Consider the following 19,655-nt stretch of genomic DNA (forward strand, 5'->3'; position numbering starts at 1 on the left):
CACCCCACGGTTACCCGCCGGTAGTGAAGGGCCGTAGCCTGGGGCGGTGAACGCGACGGGGGAATACCGGCAGGAATTCGTCGAGGTCGACGGGGCCCGCCTCGGGCTACAGGTGTATCCCGAGCCGGACGGCGTCACCGACGCCCCGCTGGTGCTGATCATGCCCGCCATGGGCGTCCGGGCCCGCTACTACCGGCCGTTCGCCGCCGCGCTCCGCGCCGCCGGCCTGGCCGTGGCGGTGGCCGACCTGCGCGGCACCGGGGAGAGCACCCCGGCGCCGAGCCGCGCCTGCCGGTACGGCTACCCGGAACTGGCCGCCGACGTGGGCGCCGCGCTGGCCGCGCTCAAGACCCGGCGGGACGGACGCCGGACGCTGCTGCTCGGGCACTCCCTCGGCGGGCAGGCCGCCCTGCTACGGCTCGCCGTGCACGGCGAGCCCGACGTCGACGGGCTGGCCCTGGTCGCCGTCGGCGTGCCCTGGTGGCGCAGCTTCCCGGGCCTGCGCGGGTACGGCGTCCTGCCGTACACCCAGACGATCGCGGCGACGGCCCGGCTGCTCGGCGTCTGGCCCGGCTGGGGCTTCGGCGGCCGGCAGGCGCGCGGGGTCATCCGGGACTGGGCGTACACGGCGCGCACCGGGCGCTTCCCGGACCTGGACGGGGTGGACGCCGAGGCGGCCGTACGTGCGCTGCGCACACCGGTGCTCGCGGTCAGCGTCGACGACGACCAGTACACCCCGCATCCGACGGTCGACCACCTCTGCGCGAAGCTGTCGGCGGCGCCCGTCGTCCGCGAGCGCTACACGCCGGCGCAGTCCGGCACCCGGATGGACCACTTCACCTGGGTACGCGCCAGCGGGCCGCTGGCGGCGCGGGTGGCCGACTTCGCCGCCGGCCTGCCGGCCCGCTGACGGGCTGATCACTCGTCGGTGTCGACGGGCACCATCTCGCCGTCGCGCTCCACGCGGGTCTCGCCGCGTTCCGCGGGCGGCGGCACCTGGGCCGTGGTCTTGCGCGGATCGTTGTCCGGGTGCATCAGCACCGCGTCGGTCGACGCCGTCTTCTCCCGGCTCTCTTCCGGCTGCGACATCGCTACCCCTCTCGTCGGTCGTCCGACGACCTACCCGCCACCGGCCCGCCGACTCCTCCCGGCCCCGTCCGGTCGTCGGCCGGCACGAACGCCGGGCCCGGTATCTGCGCTGCCGGGGCGTATCAGCAGGTGACGGGCGGGATTAGCGGACCGGGCGGCGGGTATGCCGCACCGCCCGACACGGTGGAAGGGGATCAGATGTCCGAACGGCACACCGCACTGCGCTCGATGCACGATCTGGGCCTGGCGGCCTGGTTCGGAGGCTCCCTGATGGGAGCGTTCGGCGTCAACGGCGCGGCGGCACAGATGAACGACTCAACCCAGCGGCTGCCGATGGCCTCGGCCGGCTGGGCGCGGTGGACCCCGGTGAACGCCGCGGCGATCGGCGCCCACCTCGCGGGGGCCGTCGGGGAACTGGTGACGGAGAGCCCTCGGGTGGCCGCCCAGTCGGGGGTGGGCCGGGCCAGCACGCTGAAGACGGCGTTGACGGTCGGCGCGCTGGCGGTGACCGGCTACAGCCGGCTGCTCGGCATGCGGTTGGAGAAGGCCGGCGGGCCGCCGGTCGAGGGGGTAACCGAACCGAACTCGCACACGCCGTCGAACGTGGCGTCAACCCAGCGGCAGATGCGGATGCTCCAGTGGGCGGTCCCGGCGATGACCGGGGCGCTCATCGTGGTCACGGCGTACATGGGCGAGCAGCAGAAGCCCGGCGAGGTGTTGCGGGGCATGTTCAGGCGCGCCGGCGGGATGCGGAACGCCCCGTGGGGGATGGGCGGGCTCATGGCGATGGGCAATCCCATGCAGAAGCGGATGGCGAGGTCCGGTCGCTGCTGACCGGCGTACCGCCGATGGCGTCCCGCCGACTCCTCGGCGGCGGGGCGCCGCTTCGCGTTCCCCCGCCCGCGCCGGAACCGCCGGCGAGGCATGACGGCCCCGGTCTCGGGGATTCGGAGCCGGTACCGACGGACCGACCAGCGAGGTGGCCATGACGGCAGGAGACGGACGCGGCGGGGACCGACGCCCACCGGAGGCGACCACCGCCTGGGTGACCAGGGACGGGCTGGACGCGGAGCCGCCGTGGGGCACCGGTGGGCACGACCCCATGGACGAGGGCAGCGAGGAGACCGCCGTACCGGAGGGGCGGCGCGGGGAGCGGCGGGCCGGCGAGCCGGCGGGCGCGTCCGGCCCCACCGGGCGGCACCACTTCGGCCCGGTCGAACCGACCCCCACCCGGCCGGCGGGCCCCGGCGCGCCACCGGACCCGGCGCCGGCACGGCGGTCCTTCCCGGACGCCGCCGACGTCGAACCCCGGACGGAGGACGCGCTGCGGACCAGGGGTCGACGCACCTGACCGGCCCACGGGTCGCCCGGGCCGCGAACGGCGGCAGCGTGCCCTGGTGGTCAGGCGCGTTCGGCGGCGCGCAGCAGGCGGAGTTGACCGATCTCGGCGGCGTTCTTCATCAGCTCGGCGTTGACCCAGCCGAGCGTGTGCGCCACGGTGTGCTCGTCGTCCTGCCACGGGAACGTGGCGGTGCGGTCGAGGTCGGCGTCGGTGAGACGGTCGAGGTGACCGAGCCACTCGGCGCGCAGGGCCCGCAGCCAGGCGACCGTCGGCTCGCCCGCGCCCGGCCATCCGACGTCGGCACGTCCCCGTGGTGGCCGTCCCCCGAGGTGGTCCATGGCCACCGTCCACCACCAGCCGATGTGCCACGACAGCCAGCCGATCGTCGGCACCGGCACGGGGTCGGGTTCGGTGTCGGCCCAGTCGGGCGTCCACCCGCCGGAGGGGCCGGGACGCATCGTCCAGCAGTGTGCGGTCGGCTCCCAGAGGAAGTCCGCCGCCTCGATGCGTTCGAGGTGGTATTCGAACAGCGACCACGTCAGGTCGAACTGCCAGCGCAGAAGCGCACGGGAGGTTGCCGCCATGCGGGCGATCATGCCCGAGGCGGGCGGTCCGGTCGACGGGATATGGCCGGTGGCCGCGCTTCTCCCCACGCCCGCGCGTGGATCGCCACTCAACCGCCGTCGGTATCCTCCCCGGCGACCTCGGTGGGGTCGTCTGCCACCGGGTGACCGGTGTCGTCCACCAGGGCGGGCGCCATGCTCCCGCCGTGGGCGTCCTGCGCCTCCCGGGTCTCGCGCGCCGCCGCGTCCTGCGGTACGCCTGGCGCAGCCTCCCCGGTGTGCCCCTGCCGCTGCTCACCCATCACCGTGTCCCCTTCCGTCGCGCACGGCACCGGCGGTACCCGTGCGGCTGGCGGATAACCCTCCCGGCGTGGCCGATCCGGCCCCGACCGCCGGGTGGGATCCGTGGTCAGGCCGGCGAGCCGGCGCCCGCCCGGTCCCGACCCACCGGCCGTACGCCCAGCAGTTCCGCGAGCCGGGCGGCGTCACGCTGGGCCTGGTCGTCGCAGCAGTTGTTGAACAGCGCGTGCAGCTCCCCCGCCTGCCCGGCCAGCTCGACGAGCAGCTCCGACCAGCGGCGCAGTTCCTCGTCGCCGTACGCGTAGCGGAACTTCTCCTGCTTGTCCCCCGTCTCCCAGGCGGTGCTGTGTCCGTGGAACCGGACGACCGCCAGCTCCGCCGTGGCGTACAGGATCGGCGGCACCGACGAGGGATGCCCCTGCGGCATGTCGACGCAGACGAACGACAGCCCGTGGTCCCGCAGGAACGCGAGCGTGTCCAGCGCCGCCGTACCGTCGAACCAGGACCCGTGGCGCAGCTCGACGGCGACCCGCCACGGCCGGCACCGCTCCGCCAGTTCGGCGATGCGCCGCTCGGCGGCGGCCCCGCGGGCCAGCCAGGGCGGAAACTGGAGCAGGACCGCGCCGAGCCGGTCGGCCGCCGCGATCGGCTCCAGCGCCGCCCGGAACCGGTTCCACAGCTCGTCGTACGCGTCCGCCGGAAGGTCCCGACGTCGGATCCGGCCCGGGCCATCGGCGGGCCGCAGGTCGCGCGGCAGCGCCGCCACCGGTGTCGGGTGGCCGGTGAAGAGGCTGAACGCCTTGACGTCGAAGGTGAAGCCTTCGGGGGTCGCGTCGACCCAGCCCCGCGTCGTCTCCGGTACGGGGACGGCGTAGTAGGAGGTGTCCACCTCGACCAGCGGGAAGCGCCCGGCGTAGAAGTCGAGCCGACCGGACGGGGTGTTGGCCGTGCGGGGATACCAGCCCGAGCGCAGCAGCATCCGGTCCGCCCAGGACGACGTGCCCACCTTGATCACACCCATGTGATTCAGTGCACCCCGGACCGGACGAATCGGCAACTCGTGGCGGAAAGCCGGCAGCCCGGCCCTTCCCCGGGCCTGCGGATCGTCGGAGGTCACCGCCGACCGTGTGACGGCCCGGCGGCCGGTGGCGCTGAGGAACACGAGATGAAAGCACACCGGATGGACCAGGAGACCGCCGAGCGACTGCTCGCCGGTCCCGTCGCCGACCCCAGCGACGGGGCACGGCCCGTCGCGGGGCTGTTGGCGGCGGTGCGTGCCGCGCCGCGCGCCAGCGAGCTGGCCGGGGAGGAGTCCGTCGTACGGGCCTACCGGCTGGTCCGGGCCGGGACCCCGCCCGTCCTGCCGGGGCGCGGCCGGCCCGCCCTCGCGGGGTTCGGCGTCCGCGCCGGCTTGGCCGGTGCCGCCCTCGCCCTCACCAGCGGCGTGGCCATCGCCGCCACCGTGGGCGCGCCGTCCCACCCGCTGCGGGCTCCCGCGCCCACCACTCCCGTGCCCGCCCCCACCGCGGATGCCTTCCGCACCGCGACTCCCGACCGGCCGTCCACCCCGGCGGGCGGCGTCGACGGCCGGGTCGAGCCGGACGTGACGGTCACCCCCGGCCCGCACGACAGCCCGGCCGGCCGGGCCGGCGTCGACCCGACGGGACGGCCGGGTGCCGGCGCTACCGGACAGCCACCGGGCCCCGGCGTGACGGGACAGCCACCGGGTGCCGGCGCGACGGAGAAGCCGCCGGGCTCCGGCGCGACCGGACGGCCCGGAGCCGACCCGACCGGCCGCCCCGGTGCCGGAGCCACCGACCGGCGGCCGTCGGCGTCGCCGTCCGCGTCGGAGACGCCCACCCGACCGTCCCGCCCCGGCCCCGCCGACGTCCCGCCGGTGCTGAGGCCACCCACCGAGACGCCGCCCGGCGTCGACGCCGGTTGACCGCGCGGCCCACCGTGAGCCCGTCACCACCGACGGCTCCCGCCCGGGGCTACGCTGCCGGCGACCCGACCCGGACGGGGTGAAGCCGGGTCGTTTGGCCGGTCGCCGAACGGGCAGCCGGCAGGTGGACCCGAGGCCGGCTGAGAACAGGAGGCGTCCCATGCGCGCACTACGGTTGCCGAGCTGGAAGTCGGAGCCCGAGCTGGTCGAGGTCGACGAGCCGACCCCGGGCCCGGGTCAGGTGGTCGTGAAGATCGGTGGCGCCGGCGCCTGCCACTCCGACCTGCACCTGATGCACGATTTCGAGGCCGGCGCGGTGCCCTGGAACCCGCCGTTCACCCTCGGCCACGAGAACGCCGGCTGGGTGCACGCTCTCGGTGCCGGGGTGAGCGGGCTGACGGTGGGCCAGCCGGTGGCCGTGTACGGGCCGTGGGGCTGCGGCACCTGCGCCCGCTGCCGGGTGGGCATCGACCCGTACTGCGAGAACGTGGCCGAGGCACCGGTGCCCGGCGGGGGCGGCGGCCTCGGCCTGGACGGCGGCATGGCCGACTACATGCTGGTGCCGCAGGCCCGGCAGGTCGTGCCGCTGCCCGACGGGCTCGACCCCGTGCTGGCGGCGCCGCTGACCGACGCGGGGCTCACCCCGTACCACGCGATCCGCCGTTCGTGGCCCAAGCTGGGCCCCACCAGCACCGCCGTGGTCATCGGCGTGGGCGGGCTCGGGCACGTCGGCGTGCAGATCCTCAAGGCCACCACCTCGGCCCGGGTGATCGCGGTGGACACCCGCGAGGACGCGCTGAAGCTCGGCGAGGAGTGCGGCGCCGACCTCACCCTGCTCTCCGGCGCGGACACCGCCCAGGAGATCCGCCAGGCCACCGGCGGCCGGGGCGCCGACGTGGTCCTGGACTTCGTCGGCGCCGGCCCCACGCTCGCGCTCGGCGCCGCTGCCGCCCGCACCGTCGGGGACCTCACCATCGTCGGCATCGGCGGCGGCACCCTGCCGGTGGGCTTCTTCACGGTGCCGTACGAGGTGAGCATCCAGACCACCTACTGGGGCAGCCGGCCGGAGCTCATCGAGGTGCTCGAACTGGGCGCCCGGGGCCTCGTGAAGCCGAAGACCAGCACCTTCTCGCTGGAGGAGGCGGTCGTCGCGTACGAGAAGATGCGCGACGGCACGCTCGAGGGCCGAGCCGTCATCGTGCCGTGACCGCCGCGGCCCTAGAATGATCATGTGGTCGCGGCGCTGGAGCTCTACCTCGACACCGACGCCACCCGCCGGATCCGGGTGCTCTGGGACGCGCTGGAGTCCGAGGGTGTGCAGAGCATGCGATCGCTGCTGGAGCAGCGGCACCGGCCGCACGTCTCGCTCGCCGTCGCGCCCCGCTTCGACCCGGAGCGGGTCGCGGCGGCGCTGCACGGGACGGTGGTGGCGGCGCCGCTGCGGCTGAGCTTCGCGCACGCCGGGCAGTTCGTCGGCCGGGTGCTGTGGCTGGGTCCGACGCCCACCGCCGACCTGCTCGCGCACCACGCGCGGGTGCACGGCCGGCTGGCCGAGGCGGGGATCCCGCTGGTCGAGCACTACCGGCCGGGGCGCTGGGTGCCGCACTGCACGCTGTCGATGCGGGTGCCGAACGCCCTGATGGCCGCCGCCGTACGCCGCTGCCTGGAGGTGCTGCCGCTGGAGGCGACCGTGGTCGGCGCGGCCCTCACCGACCACGCGCGGGGCATCTCCCACCCGCTGCCGTAGCCCGACCGCCCCGACGACGTCGGTGGCACCCGCACGGGCCGGACCGAACCGCCGCTTGTCCGTGTCCCACCCGGGGGTGGATCCTGTAGGGAATCGACAGAAACGAATCCATGGAGGTTCGATGCGTCGTCTCCCGCTCGCCCTGCTCCCCCTCGTCGCGTTGCTGCTCGGCCTGCCGGCGCCCGCCCACGCCGACGCCGCCCCCGTCGCGGCCACGTTGGCGGAGGTCCGCACCGCCGGCACCGCCTGGGGCCTCGACCCCGCCACCGGCCGGATGACCCTGACCGTCGACGACACCGTCTCCGCCCGGGACGTGGCCGCGCTGCGGGCCACCGCCGCCCGGGCCGGCGCGCTGCTCCGGCACGAGCCCGGTGAGCTGCGCCTGCTCATCGCCGGCGGGCAGGCGGTCTACGGCGGCGGCGGGCGGTGCTCCCTCGGCGCCAACGTCCGCAGCGGCAGCACCTACTACTTCGTCACCGCCGGGCACTGCACCGCCGCCGGCGCGACCTGGTACGCCAACAGCGCGCAGACCACCGTGCTCGGCAGCCGGGCGGGCAGCAGCTTCCCCGGCAACGACTACGGGCTGGTCCGTTACACGAGCCTCGTGGCCCACCCGAGCGCCGTCTACACCTACCCCGGCCTGGTCACGATCAACAGCGCCGGCAACGCCTACGTCGGCCAGGCGGTCTGCCGCAGCGGGTCCACGACCGGCGTACGCTGCGGCATGGTCACCGCGCTCAACGCGACCGTCAACTACGCCGAGGGCAGCGTCACCGGGCTGATCCGGACCAACATCTGCGCCGAGCCCGGCGACAGCGGCGGGCCGCTCTACGTCGCCGCCACCGGTGTCGTCCTCGGCATCCTCTCCGGGGGCAGCGGCAACTGCACCTCCGGGGGCACCACCTACTACCAGCCGATCATCGAGATCCTGGCCGCGTACGGCGTCACCGTCCCCTGAGCCGGCACGTGCCCGGCCCGGCCCGGACGAGGGGCGGGCCGGGCACGGCGGCTCAGCCCTTGCGGCCGGTGGTGGCGATGCCCTCGACGAAGTGCCGCTGGGCGAGGAAGAACAGCACCAGCATCGGCACGGTCGCGATGACGCTGCCCGCCAGCACGACCTCCCACTGCTGCTCGCCGCCGTAGCCGAAGCGGTCGAGCACCACCTTGAGCCCGCGCGGGAGGGTGTACAGCTGCTCGTCGCGCAGGTAGATCAGCGGCTTCATCAGGTCCGTCCAGCTCGCCTTGAACTCGAAGACGAAGGCCACCAGCAGTGCGGGACGGATCAGCGGGAAGGCCAGCTTCCAGAACAGCTGCGGATAGCTCGCCCCGTCCATCCGGGCCGCCTCGAAGTACTCGCGCGGCAGCGAGAGCAGGAACTGCCGCAGCAGGAAGACGTAGAACGCCGAGCCGAACAGGTTGCCCGCCCACAGCGGCACCTGGGTGCCGGTCAGCCGCAGCTCCGACCAGATCAGGTACGTGGGGATCATGGTCACCGCGAACGGCAGCATCATCGTCGCGAGCACCAGCCCGAACAGCAGATCGCGGCCCGGGAACCGGAAGTACGCGAACCCGAACGCCACCCACGCGCTGGACAGCGTCACCGCGAGGGCCGCCGCCGTGCCGACCACCACGCTGTTGAGCAGCCAGGTGACCATCGGCACCGCCTGCCACGCGTCGGCATAGTTCTCCGGCGCGAACGGGGTGGGCAGGAACCCGCCGGAGAAGACGTACTCGCGGGGCCGTAGCGAGGCGCCGATCAGCCAGCCGAACGGCAGCATGAACACCACGGCGACGCCGACGAGCGCGACCACGAACAGCACCCGCTGCCACAGCGGGCGCCCGCCCTCCTCAGCCGCCGCCCGACGGCCGGCGTCCCCGGGTGCGGTCGCGGGTACGGGGGCGGCGACGGCCCGCTCGACCGTGGCCGTCACGACCGGCCTCCCACGCTCCGCCGCGCGCCGCGCCGGCTCAGGTCACTCGTCACGGCTGGTCCCCCTCGTAGTAGACGAACCTGTTGCCGAGCTTCACCTGCACCAGCGTCACGATCAGGATGATCACGAAGAGCAGCCAGGCCATCGCCGAGGCGAAGCCCATGTGCAGGAACTGGAACGCCTCCTGGAACAGGTGGATCACGTAGAACGACGCCGCGTCGCTGTTGAACGACCCCTGTGTCTGGCGGTTGCCGAAGTACATGGTGTAGACCTCGGTGAACATCTGCAGCGACGAGATGGTGTTGACGATCAGCGTGAAGAACAGCGCGCCCGAGATCATCGGCAGCGTCACGTGCCGGAACCGCGCCCAGCCGCCGGCGCCGTCGATGCTCGCCGCCTCGTACAGGTCGCGCGGCACGTTCTGCAGCGCGGCCAGGTAGATGATCACCGTGGAGCCGAGACTCCAGAGACTCATCAGGACGATGCCGGGCAGCACCCAGTCCGGGTCGGTGGTCCAGCTCGGGCCCTCGACCCCGACCAGGGCGAGGCCGCGGTTGATCAGGCCGTCCTGGGTGTTGAGCAGGAGCAGGAACAGGATGCCCACGGCCACCGCCGGGGTCATGACCGGCAGGTAGAAGACGGTACGGAAGAAGCCCTGCAACCGCCCCACCCGCTTGAGCAGCAGCGCCAGCCCCAGCGAGATGGCCATCACCAGCGGCACGTGCAGCAGCGTGTAGTACACGGTGTTGCCGAGGCTGCGCGCCACCGCCGGGTCGGCCATCAGCTCCCGGTAGTTGTCCAGGCCGATGTACCGGGGTTCGTTGATCGCGTCGTACTCGGTGAGGCTGAGCCAGGCGCTGGCGATCATCGGCCCGGCGTTGAAGACCAGGAACCCGACGATCCACGGCGCCAGGAAGAGGTACGCCCAGCGCGCCTCCCGCCGGGCCAGCGGCGTACGGCGCCGCCGGCCCGTGGGAGCGGGGACGGTGGTGACGGCCATCCCCCGGGGCCTACTTCGCGGCCTTGTCGAGGGCTGCGGTCGCCTCCTGCTGGGCGCGGGCGAGCGCCTCGGCCGGTTGCGCCTGGCCCGAGAGGACGCGGTTGACGGCGTCCGTCCAGGCCTTGTCGAACTCGGCGCCGGCCGGCGAGGCCGGCATCGCGAAGGCGGCGTCCTGCACCGAGCGGATGGTGGCCACCGCGTCGTCGAAGCGCTTGTTGCCGGTGGGCTGGTAGATCTCGTCGAAGATCTTCTGGTCGGCGGCGACGTTGCCCGTGTAGACGCCGGTGAACGGCTGGCCGGCGGCCCTGCGGGCGTCGGCGCGGGCCTTGGCGGCGGCGACCCAGGTGTCGGCGGCGGTCATCTTCTTCATGAACGCGCAGGCGGCGTCCGGGTTCTTCGCGCCCTTGGGGACCACCCAGGACTGCCCCGAGGAGAGGGTGACCGGCTTGCCCTGCCGGTCGACGAACGGCTTGACGACCAGTTCGGCCTTCGGGGTGTTCTTGGCGGCCTGGTTGAGGAACCACTCCTCCATCGGCCAGGCGACGATCTGGTTCTTCGCGAGCGGGCTCTGCGCGCCGAAGAAGTCGAAGGTGTCCCGGAAGGACTTGAACCTGCCCCAGCCGCCCTGGTCCTGGATCAGCCTGACCCCGGTGGTGAGCGCCTCGACCGCCTTCGGGTCGTCGAGGTTGGCCTTCGTGCCGTCGGCGGAGATGAGGTCGACGCCGTTGGCCTTGGCCCACATCGGCAGGAACTCGGGGATCTTCGGGTCGATGCCGATGCGGGAGAGCCGGCCGCCGGAGACGGTGGCCAGCTTGGCGTTGAGCGCCGGCAGGCCGGCCCAGTCCGAGAGGTCGACGTCGTCCGGGGTCAGGCCCGCCTGGCGCAGCAGCGCCTCGTTGAGATAGACCACTCGGACCGAGGAGAACTCGGGGATGCCGTAGACGGTGCCGTCGAGGGTGACCTGGTCCTTCGCGGCCGGCCGGTACTGTCCCATGTCGATGTCCTGCGTGTCGACGCAGTCGCTCAGCGGCTGGATGGACCCCCGCCTGGCGTACGTGCCGATCAGCTTGCGGTCCATGTAGACCAGGTCGGGCGGGTTGCCGGAGGCGACGGCGGAGAGGAACTGCTGCTCGTCGAAGGCTCCCTCGACAATCTTCAGGTCGACGCCCGGGTTGTCGCGCTTGAACGCGTCGACGCGCGTGCTGGCGATCTCGTCGGAGAGGCCGAAGCCCATGGTGGACAGGGTGCCCTCGGTGGCGGTGCCGCCGCCCCCGTCGCCGGCTCCGCCAACACCACCGCATCCGCTCACCGCCAGGGCGAGCACCCCCACGAGCGCGGCGGTACGGACCATCCGAGTCATTGGTTTCTCCTCCGGAGACTGACGGGCGCCGATGCCCGCTCGCCCGGCACCTTTCCGCTGCACGGCGGCGCTAAACGTCACCGGAGGAATTGACGTCCGTGGGAAGTGCCCGCCGGCTCCGGAGGGCGCGCGACGACGGCCTACCTGATCGACCTGACCGTGCCCAGGGAGGGGCCGCGCGACGGCGCCCGGGTGGTCAGGCGCTCCGGGGGGTGAGCAGGTAGTCGTCGGCCTCCGGATTCCACCGCAGCTCGACGACTCCGCTGGTGGCGGCCGCCTTGCAGAACTGCAGGAAGCTGCGGTAACCCAGCTTCTTCTCGCTGAAGTCGGGCCGGGCCCGGCGCAGCTGGTTCTTCAGCCCGGAGAGGGCCACCGCCCCCTCGTCGCCGGCGAGGTCCGCCACCACCGAGCCGAGCAGGCCGAACGCCACCTCCCGGTCGCCGTGCTCGGGCAGGGAGACCTCGGGATCGCCCTTGGCCGGCCCCTCCGCCAACTCGACCACGTTGTGCCCGGCGAGGTGCCGCAGGAGTTCCCCGAAGGTGCGGAACCCGTAGTCGGACTCGCTGAACGTCGGGTCCTTGCGCAGCAGGGTGCGCTTCAACGTCGAGGCGGTCACCTCGCCGCTGGAGCTGCCCTGGAGGCCGGCGACGGTCTGGGCGACGAGCACGGCGAGGGTGTCGACGTCCCGGGCGGCCTCCTCGGCCGCCGGCTGCGCCTCGGGCTCGGGCTCCACCCGTGGCACGTCGGGGCTGGGCAGGCGGGCCGGGCGGCCCCGACGACCCCGGGCGGGCGGGATGTCGACGCCCTCCAGCCGGTCGTAGTAGAGGAACTCGTCGCACGCGGGCGGCAGCAGCGCCGAGGTCGACTTCTCCACCCCGACGCCGATGACGCGCTTGTTCAGCTCGCGGAGCTTGTGGACCAGCGGGGTGAAGTCGCTGTCGCCGGTGCAGATCACGAAGGTCGAGATGTACCCGCGCTCGAAGGCCAGCTCCACCGCGTCCACGGCCATCTTGATGTCGGCGGCGTTCTTCCGCGAGGCGCCCATCCGCTGGGGGATCTCGATGAGCTCGACGTGCGAGCGGGTGAGCATCCGTCGGTCCTCGTCGAAGTAGGACCAGTCCGCGTACGCCCGGCGGACCACCACCCGGCCACGCTCGGCGAGGGCGTCGGCGATGGGACGGAAGTCGAAGGCCGCGCCGTCGAGGTGGTCGCGGGCACCCAGCGCGAGGTTCTCGTAGTCGAGGAAGAGGGCGATGCGGTCTTCGTGATCCACGCAGGTCACCCTACCCTCGGCGAGGTGCCGCGACGCGCGGGCGCGCACCGGGGTGGCGCCGGCCCTACCCGGGAACCGCCGGGTGCTGGCGGCGCTCACCTGCCTGCGCGCCGGCCCGTCGCCCCGCGGGCCCGCTGCCGGTGCCGCGCGTACGCCCGGAAGATCGAAAGTTACGTTCCCGATCTCCCGGTGTACACCCCCGCACCGCTAGCATCGCTGCTCATGAATACGAGGAGCAGTACCCGCTCGGGGCCCAGAAAGCTGGCGTTGGCGTTCGCGCTCGCCGCCGTTCTGGTGGCGCCCGTGGCGGTGACGGCGGCGGCGTCGGCCGCCACGACATTGACCGTAGCCGAGGCGCTCGCCGCGCAGGACGGTCGGACGGCCACCGTGACCGGCTACGTCATCGGCCAGCCAACCAGCAACACGACGGTGCTCAGGTCCGGCTTCAACTCGGACACCGCGATCGCGATCGCCGACACGGCGGCCGAGACCGGGGCGAGCAGGATGCTCTACATCCAGGTCACCACCGCCTACCGCAGCACGTTCGGGCTGCTCACCAACCCGGGCCTGCGGGGCCAACGGATCACCACCACCGGCACGCTCACCGCCTACTTCAGCCACGGCGGCCTGAAGAGCCCGACGGCGATGACCCTCGCCGGCACCACGCCCTCGCCGAGCCAGTCGCCGACCCCGTCGCCGACGCCGGTCCCGACGACCACCCCGGTGCCCGGCGGCGACTACGACTCCACCTACTACGCCAACGCGATCGGCAAGTCCGGCACGGCGCTGCGCGGCGCGCTGCACTCGATCATCAAGGTCCAGACGAAGATCTCCTACGACCAGGTGTGGGAGGCGCTGCGCGACACCGACCAGGACCCGGCCAACAGCAACAACGTCATCCTGCTCTACACCGGCCGGTCGCAGAGCAAGACCAGCAACGGCGGCGGCGTCAACGACTGGAACCGCGAGCACGTCTGGGCCAAGTCCCACGGTGACTTCGGCACCTCGACCGGCCCGGGCACCGACGTGCACCACCTGCGGCCGACCGACGTCTCGGTCAACTCCACGCGCGGCAACAAGGACTTCGACCTCGGCGGCAGCGCCGTCGCCGAGGCGCCGGGCTGCTACACCGACGCCGACTCGTGGGAGCCGCGCAACGCCGTCAAGGGCGACGTGGCACGCATGATCATGTACATGGCGATCCGGTACGAAGGCAACGACGGCTGGCCCAACCTGGAGATCAACCAGGCGGTCAACAACGGCAGCGCGCCGTACCACGGCAAGCTGTCGGTGCTGCTCCAGTGGAACCAGGCCGACCCGCCGGACGCCTTCGAGAAGCGCCGCAACCAGCGGATCTACGAGCGCTGGCAGGGCAACCGCAACCCGTTCATCGACCACCCGGAGTGGGCGAGCGCCATCTGGGGCTGATCCGCGATCCCGGTGCGCCGCGGCCGGTCCTCAAGGAGGGAGGACCGGCCAGCGGGCAGGCCGCCCCGGCAGGTGTACGAGCGCCTTCAGCGGGTATCCCGCGCGGCCAGGTTCCGTCAGCCAGGAGGTCACGGTGGAGAGTCGAGCCAAGGCGTTGGGGCACGCGATCCATCCCATGATGATCGTTTTCCCGCTGGGGCTGCTCGCCACGGCGGTCATCTTCGACATCCTGTACCTGATCACGGACCGCGCCGGATTCCAGATCTCCGCCGCGTACACCATGGGCGCCGGCGTCATCGGCGGTCTGATCGCCGCGGTCTTCGGCTTCACCGACTGGCGGGCCATCCCGTCCGGCACCCGCGCCAAGCGGGTGGGGGCGATCCACGGCCTCGGCAACGTCGTCGTCGTGCTGCTGTTCGCGGTGAGCTGGTTGCTGCGGGCGTCCGCGACGAACTGGGAGCCGAGCGCCCTGGCCCTGATCTGCAGCTTCGCGGGCGTCATCCTGTCCGGGATGACGGCCTGGCTCGGCGGCGAACTGGTCGAGCGGCTGGGTGTCGGCGTCAGCGACGGTGCCGGCGTCAACGCCCCGAGTTCCCTGTCCCGGCGTTCCACGGGCCGCGCCCGCGCCTGACCGGCCCCCTGCGGGCGGGCAGGCGGTGGGCGGCCGGCCCGGGTGGTCCGCGGACGACCAGCGGGCCGGGCCGGCCAGGGCATCGGGTCGTTACCGGGCACCGGCGGGTGTCGGGACGAACGGCAGGGTCTTCGGCTCCACCGGCCGGGTGCCGCCGGCCGGGTGCCGCCACAGCCCACGCGCGCGCAGGATCGGCAGTACGCCCTCGCCGAACCAGTACGCCTCCTCCAGGTGCGGGTGCCCGGAGAGGATGAACTCGTCCAGGCCCAGCGCGTGGTACTCGGCGATCCGGTCGGCGACCTCCGTGTGGCTGCCCACGAGGGCCGTGCCCGCGCCGCCCCGGACCAGCCCGAAGCCGGCCCAGAGGTTGGGCGACACCTCCAGCCCGTCGCGCGAGCCGCCGTGCAGGTCCAGCATCCGGCGCTGCCCCTCGGACTCGCTGCCGCGCAGCCCCTCCTGGGCTGCCCGCAGGTCGTCCTCGGCGATGCCGTCGAGCAGGCGGCGGGCCTGCGCCCAGGCCTCCTCGGCGGTGTCCCGGGTGATGACGTGCAGCCGGATGCCGAAGCGCAGCTCACGGCCGGCCGCAGCGGCCAGCGTACGGACCCGGTCGAGCTTGCCGGCCACCTGGGCCGGCGGCTCGCCCCAGGTCAGGTAGACGTCGCTGTGCCGCACCGCCACGGGCAGCGCGGCGGCGGAGGAGCCACCGAAGTAGATCGGCGGGACCGGGTCGGGCAGCCGGGTCAGCCGGCCCTGCTCGATCCGCAGGTGCTCGCCGGCGTGGTCGACGGTCTCGCCGCGCCACAGCGCCCGCACGATGTGCAGGAACTCGTCGGTGCGCGCGTACCGGGCGTCCTTGTCCAGGAAGTCGCCGTAGGCGCGCTGTTCCCGCGACTCGCCGCCGGTGACGATGTTGACCATCAGCCGCCCGCCGGAGAGCCGCTGGAACGTCGAGGCCATCTGCGCCGCCAGCGCGGGCGTGAGCAGGCCGGGTCGGAAGGCGACCAGGAACTTCAGCCGCTCGGTCACCTCGGTGAGCATGGCGGTGCTCAGCCAGGCGTCCTCGCACCAGGCGCCGGTGGGGGTGAGCGCGCCCTCGAAGCCGAGCTGCTCGGCGGTCCGCGCGATCTGGCCGAGGTAGGCGACGCTCGCCGGACGGGCGCCGCCGGCCGTGCCGACCGGAACGCCGTGGCCGCCGCCGACGATGTCCCGGCTGTCGCCGTAGGTGGGCAGGAACCAGTGGAAGGTGAGGGCCATCTCGGATCTTTCCTCCAGTACGCGGGGGCGAGCGGTGGCGGCGAGATGCCCGACCGCGGCCGGACGCCTCCTGAGGGGTGGGACGAATCCGCGTACAGACTACCCATAAAACCTACCAAGTTAGTAGGGTTATAGCTTCGCCGCCTCGGCGTTCCCGGCGGGCTGAGCGGGGCGGCGACGCCGCCTCGAAGTGGTGCCGGCCTGCCGTGGCCCCTCAGCGCAGGCGGGCGTACGCCAGCGGCAGCGGATCCGGCTGGCCGCTCCACGTGCCGGTCAGCACGGCGCCGTCCGAGGCGGTGCCGGCGCCGGGGCGGCGGACGACGGCCAGCTCCACGGAATCGGTGACGATGAGGGTGAGGTCGTCCTCCACCACGCTGCGTACGGCGCCGACCGGCGGGACATCGGCGCCCCGGGTGCCGCTGCCGGCGATGGCCATCGACAGCCCCCGGTACTCCCGCCGGCCGTCGACCTCGAAGAACTCCTCCGACTGCCCGGCGTCGGCCAGCACGGCGGCGGCCAGCGTCGCGGCGTAGACCGGGTCCCCACAGGCGTCGTACACCCAGCGGCGGCCGAGCACGGAGTGCTCGGTGGTGCCGACGAGCCAGTCGTCGCCGCCGTCGAGAGGCGCGCCACGGTAGGTCAGCGGAACCTGGTGGACCGGCCCGTCGCCGGCCCTGACGAGCAGCGTCTCGACGCCGACCTCGCCGGCCGGATCGTCGAACCGGTACGCGGCCACGCGCTCGACGTCGGCGTCGACCGACCCCTGGTACCACGGCCGGCCGGGCAGCCACGCCGCCAGCAGTGCGAGCTTCGTGGGGTGCATCTCCGCCCGGTACAACAGCGCCATACGCCGCATCGTAGGGGCAGCGCCGGATCCCGGCTGACCCGACCGGCACCCGACGCGCGCCCCCGACAGCGGGCCCGCCGGATCACGCGGGAGCGTAGCGGCGCAGCCCGTCGACGTCGGAGCAGGTCAGCCGGCCCTGCGCGACGAGGAGTTCCAGGTGTGCCCCGGTCTCGGTGACGGCGAGCATCGCGTTGAACACGTCGAGGTCGCCCAGCCGGTGCTCCCGCCGGGTCCAGCGCAGCTGCCCGGCGACCTCGTACGCCGTACTCGCCCCACGGGCGACGGCGGCCTCCGTCTCGTCGAGCCGCGCCCCGTGGTGCGCGACGAGTTCGTCGACCCGCGCGTGCACGCTGGCGGTCACCGGCCCGTGCGCCGGGAGCAGCAGCGCGTCCGGTCGCCGCCGCACCACCGCGAGCGAGTCCAGGAAGTCGCCGAGCGGGTTCGGCGCGAGCACGGCCTCGAACCCGATCGAGGGCGTGATGCTGGGCAGCACGTGGTCCCCGGCGAACAGCAGGCGGGAGTCCGTGTCGTGGAAGACCACGTGCCCACGCGTGTGGCCCGGCGTCTCGACGACGTCCAGGGTGCGGTCGCCGTGCCTGATCTGCTGGCCGTCGTGGAACCAGTCGTCCGGCATCTCCCAGTCCGTGATGCTCCGCCGCCGGCCGACCAACCTCGTCGCCGTGTCGGCCAGCTCACCCGCGCCCAGCAGCCGTAGCCGGTCGAACTGCTCGGTGAGCGGGCTCTGGTCCGGCGCCATGGAGACCGCCAGGCTCTCGCGTTCGCCGGCGCCCAGGCTGACCTTCATGCCGTACTCGCGGCGCAGGTGCACCGCCTGCGTGTAGTGGTCCCGGTGGACGTGCGTGACGAGGAACCGGCGCACGTCCGCGAGCGAGCAGTCCAGCTCCTTGAGGGCCGCCTCGAGCGCGGAGCGCGCCTCGGTCCTCGCCCATCCGGAGTCGACCAGGACGAGACCGTCGTCGTCGCGCAGGACGTACACGTTCACCGCGCGCAGGCCGTCGTTGGGCAGGGGCAGCGGCACACGATGGACGCCGGGGGCGACCTCGTACGTTCCGGGCGTGGTCCAGTCGTCGCGATTGCCGCTGTCCGAGGTCATGGCCACGACCCTAGTTCGCCCCTGGTCGGCGGTCCGGCTGTCGATAGGGTGGCCCGTGCCACACGTGGCGACGGGAGGAGACGTCAGGTGGGTCCGCCGGGCACCTCGCACTTCGTGGGCATGCGGCAGCTCGACGACGACCTGGACACCGTGGTCGTCGTCGACACCATCCGGGCGTTCACCGTGGCGGCGTGGGCGTTCGCGCGGGGCGCCGAGAAGATCGTGCTGGCGGCCGATCCCGACCAGGCCCTGGCCCTCACGGCGCGCTACCCGGGTGCGCTCACGGTGAAGGACGGCCCCCCGGCCGCGGGATTCGACACGGTCAACTCGCCGGGTCTCGTGTCGAGGCTCGACCTCGCCGGGCGCACCGTGATCCAGACGACGACCTCCGGCACCGTGGGCGCGCTCGCCGCGCGGCACGCCACACGGGTTGTCTGTGCCAGCTTCGTCGTGGCCGGGGCCACGGCCCGTGAGCTCCGACGTCACCGGCCCGCCGACGTCACGTACCTCGTCACCGGCGACGACGGGCAGGCCGACGAGGATCGCGCCTGTGCCGAGTACATCGCCGCCCTGACGCGGGACCCGTCGGTGGCCGCCACCCCGTTCGTCGACCGGGCCGCGCGGTCCGCGGCCGCGGCCGAGCTGGTGGCGGGCGTACGGCGTGGCTACCAGGGCACCCACGCCGACGACCTCCCGCTGTGCCTGGAGCACGACCGGTTCGCCTTCGCCATGCTCGTGGACGACCGGGACGGCGACGCCGTCGTCAGGCCGGTGGCTGCGAGCGGCTGACCCGGTGGCCCCGCCACCTGCCGTCCCGCACGGCCGGGTGCCCGGCGCGCCGTATCAGCTCGGCGGCCTGGACGAGCGTCGGGCGGCATGGACGACGACCGGCGACTCCGCCGGCCAGCCGTCGCGCACCCCCGCCTTGCCGGCGGGACGGGCGTGTGGTTGGTTTCGGGGCAGGCCGAATCAGCAGCACACGGAGGAGACGCGCGTGGACGACCCGGTTCTCGTCGAGCGGGACGGTCCCGTGGAAACGTGGACGATCAACCTGCCGGAGGCCCGCAACCCCATCTCCGGTGACGACGTGATCGACGCGTTGGTGGCCCGGGTCGACGCGGTCAACGCCGACCGGACGGTCCGGGCGGTCATCCTCACCGGCGCGGGCAGCGCCTTCTCCGCCGGCGGCAACGTCAAGGACATGGCGGACCGGGTCGGCCTCTTCGGCGGCGCCCCGCACGAGTTGCGCGACGGCTACCGCCGCGGCATCCAGCGGATCCCCCGGGCCATGTACGCGTGCGACGTGCCGCTGATCGCGGCGGTGAACGGAGCGGCGGTCGGCGCCGGCTGCGACCTGGCGCTCATGTGCGACCTGCGGATCGCCTCGGAGCGGGCGTTCTTCGCGGAGAGCTTCGTCAAGCTCGGCATCATCCCCGGCGACGGCGGCGCCTGGCTGCTGCCCCGGGCCGTCGGCGCCGCCCGGGCCGCAGAGATGACGCTGACCGGGGACCGGGTCGACGCGGCGACCGCCCTGGAGTGGGGGCTGGTCTCCCGGGTCGTGCCGCACGAGGACCTGCTCACCGAGGCGCGCCGGCTGGCGGACCGGGTGGCGGCGAACCCTCCGCACGCCGTACGGATGGCCAAGAAGCTGCTACGCGAGGCGCAGCACCAGAGCCTCGACAGCATCCTGGAACTCTCCGCCGCGATGCAGGCGCTGGCGCACCAGACCCGCGACCACGACGAGGCGGTCCGGGCCTTCCTCGACCGGCGCGACCCGCACTTCACCGGGGAGTGAGCCGGCCGCCGGGTGCCGCTGACGCGCCGGCGCGAG

At 73.5% G+C, this 19,655-nt stretch carries 22 protein-coding genes; 11 read left to right on the forward strand and 11 right to left on the reverse strand.

The features are described from left to right. Nucleotides 1–46: 46 nt before the first annotated feature. Nucleotides 47–910: an alpha/beta fold hydrolase gene (locus tag ACGFIR_RS09030; RefSeq protein WP_393144059.1), complete on the forward strand. Its 864-nt coding sequence runs from the start codon at nt 47–49 to the stop codon at nt 908–910. 8 nt (nt 911–918) lie between these two features. Here ACGFIR_RS09030 and ACGFIR_RS09035 read toward each other — a convergent pair whose 3' ends face one another. Further along, on the reverse strand, nt 919–1,089 hold the full coding sequence (locus ACGFIR_RS09035) for a hypothetical protein (RefSeq protein ID WP_172896549.1): 171 nt from the start codon (nt 1,087–1,089) through the stop codon (nt 919–921). Between the two features lie 198 nt (nt 1,090–1,287). Between ACGFIR_RS09035 and ACGFIR_RS09040 the strand changes: the two genes are divergently transcribed. After that, nucleotides 1,288–1,923, forward strand: a complete 636-nt coding sequence (locus ACGFIR_RS09040; protein ID WP_393144061.1) for a hypothetical protein — start codon at nt 1,288–1,290, stop codon at nt 1,921–1,923. Nucleotides 1,924–2,074: 151 nt separating this feature from the next. Beyond that, nucleotides 2,075–2,440: a hypothetical protein gene (locus ACGFIR_RS09045; protein ID WP_393144063.1), complete on the forward strand. Its 366-nt coding sequence runs from the start codon at nt 2,075–2,077 to the stop codon at nt 2,438–2,440. 50 nt (nt 2,441–2,490) lie between these two features. Here the strand turns inward: ACGFIR_RS09045 and ACGFIR_RS09050 are convergent, their stop codons facing one another. The 3 genes from ACGFIR_RS09050 to ACGFIR_RS09060 form a co-directional block, all read right to left on the reverse strand. Beyond that, nucleotides 2,491–3,015: a DinB family protein gene (locus tag ACGFIR_RS09050; RefSeq protein WP_393144065.1), complete on the reverse strand. Its 525-nt coding sequence runs from the start codon at nt 3,013–3,015 to the stop codon at nt 2,491–2,493. Between the two features lie 89 nt (nt 3,016–3,104). Then, nucleotides 3,105–3,296, reverse strand: coding sequence for a hypothetical protein (locus tag ACGFIR_RS09055; protein WP_393006212.1), 192 nt, complete (start codon nt 3,294–3,296; stop codon nt 3,105–3,107). A 107-nt stretch (nt 3,297–3,403) separates the two neighbouring features. Next, entirely contained in the window at nt 3,404–4,315 is a 912-nt protein-coding gene (locus ACGFIR_RS09060; protein ID WP_393144067.1) for a DUF72 domain-containing protein, read from the reverse strand. A 144-nt stretch (nt 4,316–4,459) separates the two neighbouring features. Between ACGFIR_RS09060 and ACGFIR_RS09065 the strand changes: the two genes are divergently transcribed. From ACGFIR_RS09065 to ACGFIR_RS09080, 4 genes are all read left to right on the forward strand, one after another. Next, nucleotides 4,460–5,239 (forward strand): hypothetical protein, encoded by a 780-nt coding sequence (locus ACGFIR_RS09065; protein ID WP_393144069.1) that lies wholly within the window; start codon nt 4,460–4,462, stop codon nt 5,237–5,239. 160 nt (nt 5,240–5,399) lie between these two features. Further along, nucleotides 5,400–6,446, forward strand: coding sequence for an NAD(P)-dependent alcohol dehydrogenase (locus ACGFIR_RS09070; RefSeq protein WP_393006218.1), 1,047 nt, complete (start codon nt 5,400–5,402; stop codon nt 6,444–6,446). Nucleotides 6,447–6,470: 24 nt separating this feature from the next. Further along, nucleotides 6,471–6,986, forward strand: coding sequence for a 2'-5' RNA ligase family protein (locus ACGFIR_RS09075; RefSeq protein ID WP_393006220.1), 516 nt, complete (start codon nt 6,471–6,473; stop codon nt 6,984–6,986). A gap of 121 nt (nt 6,987–7,107) precedes the next feature. Further along, the gene (locus tag ACGFIR_RS09080; protein ID WP_393144071.1) at nt 7,108–7,944 is read left to right on the forward strand and encodes a S1 family peptidase; all 837 of its coding nucleotides are present in this window, start codon (nt 7,108–7,110) and stop codon (nt 7,942–7,944) included. 52 nt (nt 7,945–7,996) lie between these two features. Here ACGFIR_RS09080 and ACGFIR_RS09085 read toward each other — a convergent pair whose 3' ends face one another. The 4 genes from ACGFIR_RS09085 to ACGFIR_RS09100 all read right to left on the reverse strand — a co-directional run bounded on the left by ACGFIR_RS09085 (nt 7,997) and on the right by ACGFIR_RS09100 (nt 12,550). After that, on the reverse strand, nt 7,997–8,917 hold the full coding sequence (locus ACGFIR_RS09085) for a carbohydrate ABC transporter permease (RefSeq protein WP_393144073.1): 921 nt from the start codon (nt 8,915–8,917) through the stop codon (nt 7,997–7,999). Nucleotides 8,918–8,966: 49 nt separating this feature from the next. After that, the gene (locus ACGFIR_RS09090) at nt 8,967–9,917 is read right to left on the reverse strand and encodes a carbohydrate ABC transporter permease (RefSeq protein ID WP_393144075.1); all 951 of its coding nucleotides are present in this window, start codon (nt 9,915–9,917) and stop codon (nt 8,967–8,969) included. A gap of 10 nt (nt 9,918–9,927) precedes the next feature. Continuing rightward, nucleotides 9,928–11,277 carry an extracellular solute-binding protein gene (locus ACGFIR_RS09095; RefSeq protein WP_393006228.1) on the reverse strand — a complete coding sequence of 450 codons (1,350 nt, stop codon included), beginning with the start codon at nt 11,275–11,277 and terminating at the stop codon, nt 9,928–9,930. A 196-nt stretch (nt 11,278–11,473) separates the two neighbouring features. Continuing rightward, nucleotides 11,474–12,550: an NYN domain-containing protein gene (locus ACGFIR_RS09100; protein ID WP_393006230.1), complete on the reverse strand. Its 1,077-nt coding sequence runs from the start codon at nt 12,548–12,550 to the stop codon at nt 11,474–11,476. Between the two features lie 222 nt (nt 12,551–12,772). Here ACGFIR_RS09100 and ACGFIR_RS09105 point away from each other — a divergent pair, with 222 nt between their 5' ends. Continuing rightward, complete coding sequence (locus tag ACGFIR_RS09105) at nt 12,773–13,978, forward strand: endonuclease (RefSeq protein WP_393006232.1); 1,206 nt, start codon at nt 12,773–12,775, stop codon at nt 13,976–13,978. Nucleotides 13,979–14,111: 133 nt separating this feature from the next. Beyond that, nucleotides 14,112–14,609, forward strand: a complete 498-nt coding sequence (locus tag ACGFIR_RS09110) for a DUF2231 domain-containing protein (protein WP_393144077.1) — start codon at nt 14,112–14,114, stop codon at nt 14,607–14,609. Nucleotides 14,610–14,699: 90 nt separating this feature from the next. Here the strand turns inward: ACGFIR_RS09110 and ACGFIR_RS09115 are convergent, their stop codons facing one another. From ACGFIR_RS09115 to ACGFIR_RS09125, 3 genes are all read right to left on the reverse strand, one after another. Beyond that, a complete protein-coding gene (locus ACGFIR_RS09115) occupies nt 14,700–15,863 on the reverse strand; it encodes an LLM class flavin-dependent oxidoreductase (RefSeq protein WP_393144079.1) in 1,164 nt (387 codons plus the stop codon). Between the two features lie 214 nt (nt 15,864–16,077). Beyond that, nucleotides 16,078–16,710, reverse strand: a complete 633-nt coding sequence (locus ACGFIR_RS09120; RefSeq protein WP_393006238.1) for a hypothetical protein — start codon at nt 16,708–16,710, stop codon at nt 16,078–16,080. Between the two features lie 82 nt (nt 16,711–16,792). Further along, the gene (locus tag ACGFIR_RS09125) at nt 16,793–17,824 is read right to left on the reverse strand and encodes an MBL fold metallo-hydrolase (protein ID WP_393006240.1); all 1,032 of its coding nucleotides are present in this window, start codon (nt 17,822–17,824) and stop codon (nt 16,793–16,795) included. A gap of 87 nt (nt 17,825–17,911) precedes the next feature. Between ACGFIR_RS09125 and ACGFIR_RS09130 the strand changes: the two genes are divergently transcribed. Both ACGFIR_RS09130 and ACGFIR_RS09135 read left to right on the forward strand, forming a co-directional pair. Then, nucleotides 17,912–18,613, forward strand: coding sequence for a 2-phosphosulfolactate phosphatase (locus tag ACGFIR_RS09130; protein WP_393006242.1), 702 nt, complete (start codon nt 17,912–17,914; stop codon nt 18,611–18,613). A 205-nt stretch (nt 18,614–18,818) separates the two neighbouring features. Further along, entirely contained in the window at nt 18,819–19,619 is an 801-nt protein-coding gene (locus ACGFIR_RS09135) for a crotonase/enoyl-CoA hydratase family protein (protein WP_393006244.1), read from the forward strand. The last annotated feature ends 36 nt before the right edge of the window (nt 19,620–19,655 follow it).

The sequence above is a fragment of the Micromonospora sp. NPDC049051 genome, assembly GCF_043197575.1.
Classification (GTDB): Bacteria; Actinomycetota; Actinomycetes; order Mycobacteriales; family Micromonosporaceae; genus Micromonospora.